The organism is Chryseobacterium sp. TQ-BC-N36, assembly GCF_058382295.1.
This window is the reverse complement of the sequence record NZ_CM178175.1, coordinates 4,536,142-4,547,495: the sequence shown is the minus strand read 5'-3', so window position 1 is coordinate 4,547,495 and position 11,354 is coordinate 4,536,142. Positions and strand designations below refer to the sequence as shown.

10 protein-coding genes are annotated in these 11,354 nt (G+C 36.4%); 4 read left to right on the top strand and 6 right to left on the bottom strand.

Translation table 11 applies throughout. The features are described 5' to 3' along the window. Positions 1–121 precede the first annotated feature (121 nt). The 4 genes from AC3FI7_RS20590 to dapA form a co-directional block, all read right to left on the bottom strand. Positions 122–568, bottom strand: coding sequence for a response regulator (locus AC3FI7_RS20590; RefSeq protein ID WP_343661207.1), 447 nt, complete (start codon positions 566–568; stop codon positions 122–124). Then, positions 561–1,142: a helix-turn-helix domain-containing protein gene (locus tag AC3FI7_RS20585; protein ID WP_142724134.1), complete on the bottom strand. Its 582-nt coding sequence runs from the start codon at positions 1,140–1,142 to the stop codon at positions 561–563. The genes AC3FI7_RS20590 and AC3FI7_RS20585 overlap by 8 nt, the downstream gene beginning before the upstream one ends. Before the next feature lie 298 nt (positions 1,143–1,440). Next, entirely contained in the window at positions 1,441–1,944 is a 504-nt protein-coding gene (locus AC3FI7_RS20580) for a GNAT family N-acetyltransferase (RefSeq protein ID WP_343661209.1), read from the bottom strand. Between the two features lie 124 nt (positions 1,945–2,068). Beyond that, complete coding sequence (gene dapA / locus AC3FI7_RS20575; RefSeq protein WP_491460797.1) at positions 2,069–2,941, bottom strand: 4-hydroxy-tetrahydrodipicolinate synthase; 873 nt, start codon at positions 2,939–2,941, stop codon at positions 2,069–2,071. A gap of 107 nt (positions 2,942–3,048) precedes the next feature. On the opposite strand from dapA, the gene AC3FI7_RS20570 reads away from it, so the two are divergent. Genes AC3FI7_RS20570 through recO form a run of 4 tightly spaced genes read left to right on the top strand, consistent with a single transcriptional unit; the run spans position 3,049 to position 7,700 of the window. After that, a complete protein-coding gene (locus AC3FI7_RS20570) occupies positions 3,049–3,807 on the top strand; it encodes a 5'-nucleotidase C-terminal domain-containing protein (RefSeq protein WP_491460796.1) in 759 nt (252 codons plus the stop codon). Further along, positions 3,807–4,757, top strand: a complete 951-nt coding sequence (locus AC3FI7_RS20565) for a bifunctional metallophosphatase/5'-nucleotidase (protein ID WP_142724138.1) — start codon at positions 3,807–3,809, stop codon at positions 4,755–4,757. The genes AC3FI7_RS20570 and AC3FI7_RS20565 overlap by 1 nt, the downstream gene beginning before the upstream one ends. Position 4,758: 1 nt before the next feature. After that, positions 4,759–7,014, top strand: coding sequence for a type IX secretion system anionic LPS delivery protein PorZ (porZ, locus tag AC3FI7_RS20560; RefSeq protein WP_491460795.1), 2,256 nt, complete (start codon positions 4,759–4,761; stop codon positions 7,012–7,014). After that, complete coding sequence (gene recO, locus AC3FI7_RS20555; RefSeq protein WP_142724140.1) at positions 7,014–7,700, top strand: DNA repair protein RecO; 687 nt, start codon at positions 7,014–7,016, stop codon at positions 7,698–7,700. Before porZ ends, recO begins: the two co-directional genes overlap by 1 nt. Positions 7,701–7,728: 28 nt before the next feature. On the opposite strand, the gene AC3FI7_RS20550 is transcribed toward recO, so the two are convergent. Both AC3FI7_RS20550 and AC3FI7_RS20545 read right to left on the bottom strand, forming a co-directional pair. Further along, positions 7,729–10,398: an MGH1-like glycoside hydrolase domain-containing protein gene (locus AC3FI7_RS20550; RefSeq protein WP_142724141.1), complete on the bottom strand. Its 2,670-nt coding sequence runs from the start codon at positions 10,396–10,398 to the stop codon at positions 7,729–7,731. Between the two features lie 91 nt (positions 10,399–10,489). Next, complete coding sequence (locus tag AC3FI7_RS20545) at positions 10,490–11,299, bottom strand: glucose 1-dehydrogenase (protein ID WP_142724142.1); 810 nt, start codon at positions 11,297–11,299, stop codon at positions 10,490–10,492. Between the last annotated feature and the right edge of the window lie 55 nt (positions 11,300–11,354).

Below are 11,354 nucleotides of genomic sequence, written 5' to 3'. Positions count from 1 at the left end.
AATTCAGATCCTTTTTATATTATTTTAATTATTAGTTATAAAATTTTCACTTATTTGTGAATAGTATGCATTAAATACGATTTTAAAATCCTTAATATTAAATTAACAATTCCTTTATCCATCATACTTTCATAATAAAATTATCTATATTTAATCCTGAAGTATGATATTGCCAATTGATAGTAATAATATCCGTAAGCACCTTTTTAAGTTTCTCAAAACACTCTGGTTTTTTCATATAAATATTAGCCCCTTTTACAAAAATATCTTCAACTTCATTTTCCGGAATCGCTTCCGAAAAAATAACGGTTACCATATTATTGAATTTTGGGTTCGATTCAATTTCTTCAAGGCATTCCATACTTTCTTTTCCGGGGATTGTATATTTAATGAAAACAAGTTCAGGCACTACGGCATCATCATTATTCAGGTATCTCATCAGGTCTTTCCCGTTAGTGAAACATTGAACTTTTATAGAGATTTTCAACTCTTTCAAAATATTCTTAAAAAAAATCAAGGTGTTTTCATCGTTGTCTGCTACTATTACATTCAAAAATTCTTTATTCATACTGCATTTTATGATTTATTGCTGTACTCTGTACCTTCCTCCGTTTTCCAATGATCTTTTGAAACTGGGACGGAGTAATTCCCGTTGTGTTTTTGAACTGGGTACTCAAATGGGCTACACTGGAGTAGTTCAGCTTATGGGCAATTTCTGTAAGACTTTGTTTGTTTCTAATGATCAGCTCCTTAGCATGTTCTATTTTTTGCATAATAATAAAATTCTCTATGGAGGTGTAGGCAAGTTCTGAAAACAGATTGGAAAGATACCCATAGCTATGATTCAGTCTCTCAGAAATATAGATCGATGCTTTTACCGGTATGATCTCTTCTGAGAAGACAAGTTCTACGATAGCATCTTTTATTTTCTGTACAAGAGCGGTCTTTTGGCTTTCTATGATCTCGATCCCATAGTCTTCAAGATTTTTTTTAAAAAGGGAGTGTTGTTCCTGTGTAAGAGGTTCATAGAATTCCACCTCACCGAAGTTCAGTAATCTGTACTTCAGTCCGTGTTCTTTTAGTTTCTCGTCCAATACCTTCTTACAAAGGGCATTGAAATCAAATTTGACATACATTTTCATCCTATTAGTATATATAAAGCCAATTTATTTAGTAAATATAATAATTTATTTCATTTAAAAGTGAAATAGAAAGATATTTTTTTATTTTGATATAGAGACGAAAAAACTCCTGTATTATTGAATACAGGAATTTAAACACTAAGGATGAAAAAAATATACTGATAAAAAGCTGAATCAGCTCAAAACCAAGCATATGAATGTATTGTTATAAGTGATTTGGTTCTGAAACAAAGATGGCTCAAAAAAAGAAGTCACCTGTTATAGAATTACAGGATAAAGTTACAAAATTTTAAGTCAATCATGGGTGAATTAGGAATTCCATCAGATAATCATCCATTACAAATCCGTTTCCGATATCAAAAACACCTTCGTCATATACTCTGTAACCTTGAGACTCATAGAAGTTTCTGGCAGCATTGTATTTATTAACGTTCAAAATAATTCTGTTGTTCCCGCTTTCAAAAACCCTCTCATTCAGGAACTGAAGCGCGCCTTTTCCAAACCCTTTTCCTTTACTCTCAGGAATCAGATAAATGCGGTGAAGTTTGGTTGTTTTTTCTTCATAATGATGCTCATAGCCGATAAACCCTTCATAGGAATCATTATTTTCATCCTGAATAAGATAATAATGATAATGAGGATTTTGGAGATGATTAAGAATTTCTGCTTCAGAATACATTTCAGAGAGCATAAATTCCATTTGTTCCTTCGAAAGAATGTCTGCATAAGCATTTTCCCATGATCTTTGCGCAAGATCCTGAATTAATGGAATATCTGCTGCTGTTGCCTGTCTTAATTTCATGATCTGTTAATATTATGATGATTAAAAAAAGTGAAAAGCCTAAACTTTTCACTCTTTATTTATATTGTTCAATAATGGCTGGTGAATTTTAATACACGACCCAAATTCATTTTGCCTGCTCTTATTAAATGTTTGCCATTTCAGCTTTAATCTTTGCGTGAAGCCCTTCTGATGCTTTTACCAAAGGAAGTCTCAGATGGTTTTTAATGATTCCTTTTTCAGCCAGTATTACTTTAATACCGCAAGGATTTCCTTCTGCAAAAATCAAACGGGTAATGTCTACCAGCTTGTTGTGAATATCGTAAGCTTCTTTTACTTTTCCATCGAAAGCCAGCTGTACCATTGTAGAGAATTCCTTAGGATAGGCCTGTCCGATTACAGAAATCACCCCGTCTCCTCCTGCTAAAGTTACCGGTAATGTATATTCATCGTCTCCGGAAACTAAAGAAAACCCTTCAGGCTTTTTTCTCAGAATATCAAAATACTGCAAAATGTTTGGGGCAGCTTCTTTGATTAAAAACAAATTAGGAAATTCTTTTGCAAGACGAAGGGTTGTATCTGATTCTATATTCTGCCCCGTTCTTGAAGGAACATTATAAATAATAATATTTTTCCCTGTGGAAGCCAAAGCTTTATAGTGTTGATAAAGCCCTTCCTGATTAGGTTTATTGTAATATGGAGATACTGAAAGTACTGCTTCAAATGCAGAAAGATCTGCTCCTTCAATCTCTTTCTTGACTTCAAGAGTATTGTTGCCGCCAATTCCTAAAACCAAAGGAAGACGTTTATTATTCACCTTAATGATATGCTCAATTACCTGTTTCTTCTCCTCTGCAGAAAGCGTTGCGGCTTCTGCCGTAGTTCCCAATACCACCAAATAATTGGTTCCGTTTTCGATATTGTATTCAACAAGTTTTGTTAAACTGTCGAAGTCAACGGATAAATCTTCATTAAAGGGCGTTACCAATGCAACACCTACTCCTTTTAAAATGCTCATCTGTTAGAATTATTTTTGCCAAATTTAATCATTTACGGTAAGAATTTATAATAAATAATAATGTTTTATTATACATATAGTTATATTTGCATATACTAAAAGATATTATGAAAAATAAATTCTTATTATTAGGAATTGCCCTGGTGTCCATTACTGCATGCAAAACGGCTTCTGCGCCTCAGCTTGTGAATGTAAAGACCCAGAAAAATATTTCTATTAATAATGAGCTAAAGAATGATGAGGAAGTTGTAAAATTTATTGAGCCTTATAAACAGAAACTGGATAAAGAAATGAATCAGAAGATCTCTCATACCAATGTAGATCTTACCAAGCAGGGTGACAATAGCAACCTGGGAAATCTTTTAGCTGACTATACATTTGAAGGAGGTAATGAATGGATGAAAACTCATCGTAAGCAAAATGTAGATGCTGCACTGATCAATATCGGAGGAATCCGTACTACAATCGGAAAGGGAGATATTTTGCTTAAAAATATATTTGAAGTAATGCCTTTCGAAAACGAAGTGGTCATTGTAAAAATGAAAGGAACAGATCTACAGGAACTCTTTGAGTATTATGCAAAAACGCAGGTCAACAATCCTGTTTCTCATTTATACATTGAAACAAAGAACGGACAGATCATCAAATCTTTAGTCGACGGAAAAACAGTAGATCCGGCTAAAGATTATTATATTGCCACTTCAGACTACCTTGCACTGGGGGGAGACAATATGAAATTTTTTGCCAAAGGAGAATCAATTTCAACCGGAATTAAAATGAGAGATCTATTTATTGATTACTTTAAAAAATCTCCTGAAGTTGTACCCAATTCGGATGTTCGTTTAAATTTTATCGGGAAGAAATAATGGATAGAAAAAGTTTTTTAAAAGCAATAGGAGGCGGATCTTTAGCAATGGCTTTAGCTCCCAATATGATGATGGCGGAAGATTTAAAAATGCTCAATGTAAAATCCGCAAATAAACTGACCATTCTTCATACCAATGACCAGCACAGCAGAATTGAACCTTTTGACTCAGGCTATACAAAAAACCCCAATCAGGGAGGTTTTGCAAGAAGGGCAAGCTTAATCCAGCAAATCAGAAGCCAGGAAAACAATGTGCTTCTTCTTGATTCCGGAGATATTTTTCAGGGAACTCCTTATTTCAATTTCTTTGGAGGAGAGCTGGAATTCAAATTAATGTCCATGATGAAATATGATGCCTCTACAATGGGAAATCATGATTTTGATAATGGTCTCGACGGATTTTTAAAGGTACTTCCTAATGCGAAATTTCCTTTTATCTGTTCCAATTATGATTTTAAAAATACGGTTCTTGACGGGAAAACTTCTCCATATCAGATCTTCAGCAAGAATGGAATCAAAGTAGGAATTTTCGGGGTTGGCATTCAGCTGGATGGTCTTGTAGGCAAAAAACAGTATGGAGAAACCATTTATTCCAATCCGATTGATGTAGCACAACATTATTCAGACTTCCTGAAAAAAGATCAGAAATGTGATCTTGTGATTTGTCTTTCACACATCGGTTACGATTATAAAGAAGAACCGAATAAAATAAGTGATAAAATTTTAGCAGCCAATACAGAAAATATTGATATTATTCTGGGAGGCCATACTCATACATTCTTACCGGAACCTCAATCTTTTACTAACAGACAGGGCAAAAATGTACTTGTGAACCAGGTTGGATGGGCAGGACTTCTTTTGGGTAGAATAGATTTTTATTTTGATATCAACAAAAACGTACAGCATATTTCCTGGAACAATCAGGCAATAGACAGCAGCATAATCGCATAATATGAAAAAACTCTCTCTAATTTCTCTTGGTATTTTAGCATCTCTGCAGTTGACAAAAGCACAGGTCATTTCATCAAAAAAATGGGCAGATCTGTTTTCCTACAATAATGTCTTGGCCATGAAAGAAGACAATGGAAAAATCATTGCAGCCACAGAAAACGGAATATTCTATTATACAATGGCGACAGGAGAAATTACGAAACTATCCAAAGCAAATGGTCTTCACAACATCGGAATTACAGCTTTTGATTATAATCCCCAAACCAAAATCGGGCTTATAGGTTATCAAGACGGATCTATGGACGTTATCACTCCGCAGGAAATCAAATATATTGTTGATATCCCTATTGCAACGGGCTACAACGGAGATAAAAAAGTTAATCATATTTCCATAACCGGAGATCAGGCTGTCGTTTCTGTAGGCTATGGCCTTTCTTTATTTAATCTGAACAATAAAGAGTTCGGAGATTCTGCGTTCTTTCTGAATGGAGGAATATATGAAGCAAGCAATGAAGCAACCATATTGGGGAATAAAGTATATTCTGTAACCAATACCGGATTAAAAAGCCATCAAATGAACACTACCTTCCCGGTATATTCTACCTGGACTACAGAAGTTCCCGGAGCTTTCAAACATATTGACTCAGAATCTGAACTTGTTTTCTCAAATGCTACAGCGGCATATATTTATAATAATGGCACTCCGACACAGTTACCTACCAGCTTTGGAAATATCCGGGACGTTGTTGTTACTTCCAACAGTATTGTAGTGACTGACAACAGAGTGTATACTTACGGTCTGAACGGAGTTTCACAAAATTCAATAAGCCTTGGGGAAGAATGCAATACAGCTACTACCGCTGGCGGTAAAATTTTAGGAGGAACGGTATTATCCGGGATAAAAGATGAAAACAATAACACCTATAAGCCTTCAGGTCCTTATTTCAATATAGCTTATAACATTAATCTGTTTGACAATAATCAGATGCTTGTTTCTACCGGAGCAAGAGCAAATAACTATAATGAACCTGCCATTAACCCTAAGAAACCTGGCTTCTATTATTTCAATGGTACAGAATGGATCTACCCTTCGTTTTTCATTAATAACCCGAAGCAAATCAACGTATTAGATGCTACAATAAGTCCATTCACCAATAATGAGGTATTTTTTGCCAACTATACCATGTTTGATAATGGGGTCTACAGAATGAAATATAATGCGACAAGCAAAGACTTTGAATTGGTAAAATACTATAACCTTGGTGCACAGCCCTACTACAGACGTCCTGTAGGTTTTGCAGGGGATTCCCAGAGCAATTTCTTTGTCTCTTTTGGATTTAATGATGGTAACCCTTCCATGGGAATCTATGATAAAGCCGCTGATGATTTTATTATCAAGAAAATAGTGCTCGCCAGTGACGGGATCCAGAAAACTGTTTTCCATGAAAATATGCTATGGACCCCACTGCCAAGATCCAATAATTTTTGGGTATATGACTACAAAAATGCCACCAATCTTTCCGATGATACAGACTATATTCTCGCGGAAACAAACGGACTTCCAGGAAGTTCAAGTGGAGCATTATCTGTAACATTCGACAAGTCAGGAGATGCCTGGATAGGCACCAATAGTGGTTTAAGAGTAATGCCCAATGCTTCATCTGAAATCAAAAATTCTCACCCTGCAATGGAGCCTATTGTCATAGAGCAAAACGGTCTGGGGGAAGAACTTTTCAGAGAATCAGCAATTCTTCAGATTGCTGTAGACGGAGGAGATCAAAAGTGGGTCTCTGTGGATGGGGGTGGTGTATACTACCTTTCTTCCGATGGACAGAAAACAATAAAGCATTTTACCAGGGAAAATTCACCTCTTCCTACAAATACTGTTACTGATATAAAGATTGATAACAAAACCGGCAAGGTATATTTTGTAACTTACAATGGTATTGTGACATATCAGGGTGATGTTGCAGATGTGACATCCAACTTTGGAGATGTGGTAGTGTACCCTAACCCAGTAGTTTATTCAAATTTTAAAGGAAAAGTTACGATCAAAGGGCTTGCAGAAAAAACCAATATAAGGATCGTAGATGCTGCTGGAAATGTAGTGCATTCGGCAGTAGCCAGAGGAGGTTATTACGAATGGGATCTTAATAATCAGAAAGGAATAAGAGTAGCATCAGGAATTTATTTTGTACTGATGACGAATGAAGATGGCTCTGATAAAGCTACAGCCAAAATAGGAGTAGTCAATTAATGAATTTACAGAACGGTTTTTTACTCTCATTTATAAAATACGGAGAAAATGATGCAGTATTGCATTGTTTTACAGAAGAAGAAGGTTTTCAGAGCTATTTTTTAAAAGGAATTTATTCCAAGAAAAATAAGAAAAAAGCCCTCTTGCAGCCATTGAATCAGCTTAGCTTTTCTGTACATCCGTCCAGAGGCAACAGCATATCGTCTGTTTCCCGATTTGAACTGGTAAAAAATAATGATATCTACACAGACGTAAAGATAAACACTATCATCTTTTTTATTTCTGATTTTTTAAGCCATGTTCTTAAATATGAAAACAAGAATATGGCAATCTATTCCTGTATAGATACCTTTATCAATCAGCTGACCCATAAAAATTATCAGGCCCATCTGCTTTTCTTACTTGATGTTTTAAAAATTCAGGGAGTTGCTCCGTTAATGGGTGAAGGATCTTTTTTAGACCCTGAAACCGGCACATTTTCTCTACAAATAAGCCACCAGCTGTTCAATGAGGAAATCTCCACATTATGGAAGGAAGCTCTTTATGCCGATGATTTTTATGCAACAAAAGTCCGTTCTTCTCTTAGAAAGGATTTTCTTGATAGTATTTTAATATATTATCATTATCATATTACCGATTTCAAAACACCGGCTTCTCTGGAAATTATACAGCAGATTTTTGAATAAATTCAATTAGCCATAAAAGAATTGTCTTTTACTTTCCCTTTGTTTTATCAAGATCATCCGGCATTTGGGTTTCAGATTCTGCCATTTCTTTTTTTGAAAACCGGGGCTGCAGGATTTTGGCAATGAGCCCTGTCCAGCCTGTCTGATGGGAAGCTCCTACTCCACGACCGTTATCTCCATGAAAATATTCATAGAACAGGATATAGTCTTTAAAATCCGGATCGGTCTGAAATCTCTCATATTGACCATGAACCGGTCGTTTTCCGTTTTCATCTTTTAAAAAGATTTTGGTAAGTCTTTGATTCAAAGAGTCAGCAATCTGATCCAGGTTCGAATAATTTCCACTTCCAGTGGGATATTCCACCAAAAAATCAGGGCTGTAATAGAAGAAAAAACGCTGAAGACTATCAATAATAAGGAAATTAATAGGAAACCATACCGGCCCACGCCAGTTGCTGTTTCCACCAAACAATCCACTGTCACTTTCTGCAGGAGTATATTTTACATTATAATCCGTCCCATTCAAAGTTAAAGTGTAAGGATGATCTTCATATTCTTTTGATAAAGCTCTTACTCCATAATCGCTTAAAAATTCATCCGGATTCAGCATTCTGTGCAAAAGCCTTTTTAAACGGTGCCCTCGAAGCAGGGATAAAAGGTGTTTAGAATCCTGGCCCTTAACCTCCCATCTTGAAACGAGAGAAGCCAGTTCGGGTTTATTTTCCAGTACCCACTTCATTCTTTTCTTAAAATTGGGAAGATTCTCAATCATTTCATCATCTATGACCTCAACGGCAAACATGGGGATCAGTCCTACAATTGTACGCAGTCTCAGGTACATATGGGTTCCGTCACCAGAAGTAATAGCGTCATAAAAAAATTCATCTTCCTCATCCCACAAACTGAAATTTTCATCTCCCATATTATCTAATGAGTGGGCAATGGCCAGGAAATGTTCGAAAAACTTCATTGCCATTTCCTCGTATACAGTATTATAGAGTGCCAGTTCAAGTGCAATCCGCATCATATTCAGAGCAAACATTGCCATCCAGCTCGTCCCATCTGATTGTTCAAGCTGTTCACCATTGGGCAGAACAGCGTTTCTGTCAAAAACCCCTATATTATCAAGTCCTAAAAATCCCCCCTCGAAGATATTATTACCATTACTATCCTTTTTGTTAACCCACCATGTAAAATTCATCAGCAATTTCTGGAAGGCACTTTCCAGAAATTCAAGATCTGGTTTGTTCTTTAAATACTCATCAATCTTAAATACCCTGAAAACAGCCCATGCATGTACAGGAGGATTCACATCACTGAAATCCCACTCGTAGGCAGGAAGCTGTCCGTTGGGATGCATATACCATTCAAACAGGAAAAGCTTCAGCTGATGCTTGGCAAAATCAGGATCTACCAGAGAAAAACTGATCGTATGAAAGGCAAGATCCCAGGTGGCATACCAGGGATATTCCCATTTATCAGGCATGGAAATAATATGTTCATTGTTAAGATGTTTCCAATCGTAATTTCTTATTTTTTCTCTGGATTTTGGAGGGCGCATTTCTCCCGGATCCCCTTTGAGCCATTTTTCAACATTGTAATGGTAATACATTTTGTTCCACAACATCCCTGCAAATGCCTGCCTTTGTATTAATCTTTCATCTTCGGAAGAAATCCCTTTCTGGATTTCTGCATAGAAGTCATCTGCTTCTTTTTGCCTTTGCTCAAAAATTATATCAAAATCACTGAACGGTTCACGTAGATCTTTGTCTGAAAATCTGAATTCAAAAGTTTTGGATTCTCCGGATTTAAAATCTTCATCAATAAAAAAAGATGCTTTAGTTCCTATATTCTGTGTATTCACTGACTGGGAATTTCCCGTCATCACAAAATTATTGATTCCATCCTTACAATATTCCGAATCATTGGAAGACTGATAGAGTCTTTCGTTATTGGTTTCATTATCACAAAACAAAGTCTTTAAAGACTGCTTTGCATACACGTTCTTAATCTCAATATCCCGGTGATTCACTTGAATACGGTCTGCATCTTCGGCTTGCAGATGAGGTCTGTAGTCATCATAGCCCCACTTCCAGGTATTCCGGAACCAGACCGTTGGTAATATAACAAGGGAAGCTTCTTTTTCAGATTTATTAACAACTGTTATCCTGGCCAGGATATCATTCTGACTTTCTTTTGCATACTCAATAAAGATGTCAAAATATTCATTATTATCAAAAATTCCTGTATCAATCAGCTCATATTCTGGTTCGTCTTTTCCTCTTCCTGCATTTACTTTGATCAGATCTTCATAAGGAAAAGTATTCTGAGGATACTTATACAGCATCTTCATATAGGAATGAGTAGGGGTAGAATCCAGGTAATAAAAATACTCCTTAACATCTTCACCGTGATTCCCCTGACCATTGGTAAGCCCGAAGAACCGTTCTTTTACCATTTTGTCTTTTTTATTCCAGAATCCGGCAGAAAATACAAGTTTCTGAAGATCATCGCAGATCCCACATATTCCTTCCTCTCCCCAACGGTATGTTTTGGCTTCTGCTGTATCATGATTGGTATAATTCCAGGCATCTCCGTTTTCACTATAATCTTCACGGACAAGTCCCCATTCACGGTTACTTACATAAGGTCCCCATTTTTTCCATGAGATATCTGAAATTCTCTGTTTTTCTGACATAAGCAATAATTATGAGTAATAAATAATGAGTAATGAGTAATATTTAATTTTGTTTCAAGTTCTACGAATAATCTCAAAACTTTAAACTGCATTACCCTCCTGTAGAAAAACTTTCAAATGTAGTCATACCGCCATCAATGAAAATACTGGTTCCGGTAATATAATCCGCGAGATCGCTGGCAAGGAACGCGGCTAAGTTTCCTATATCCTGAGGCTGTCCTATCCTGTTATAAGGAATGAGAGTAAGAAGAGAATTAAGGGCTTCAGGGGTATCCCAGGCGTTTTTATTAATAGGAGTCTGTATTGCTCCCGGACAGATAGAGTTGACCCGGATTTTGTCTGCGCCATATTCCTGAGCTAAAGTTTGCATCAGCATTCGGATAGCTCCTTTACTGGAGGCATAATTAGCATGTCCGGCCCATGGGATAATTTCATGTACAGAGCTGATATGGATGATCTTTCCGCAGGCAACAGAACGTGAAGGATCTATTCCCCGTCGAAGAAACTCTTTAATAGCTTCTCTTGCACACAAGAACTGTCCCGTCAGATTTACCCCAATGACAGCATTCCACTGATCCATCGTCATTTCGGTAAATTTTGCATCCTTTTGAATCCCTGCATTATTGATCAGGATATCTACCGTATGATATTCTGAAACTACATCCTGAAACATTCTGACCACCTGATCTTCTTTGGAAACATCACACTGGTAAGTCATTCCTTTTCCGCCTGCATCAGTTATTTCTTTCAATACCGCTTGAGCTTCTTCCAAAGATCTTTCTGATGAATGATTGACAATGACTGCCGCACCTGCAGCAGCCAATGACTTTGCGATTCCTGAACCAATTCCGCTGGATGCTCCTGTAACTACAGCTACCTGATTTTGAAGTGATATTTCCATGTTTTATAATTTGATGTTACTCAAAGTTATGGAAAGATATCAGCAGATAAAAAAT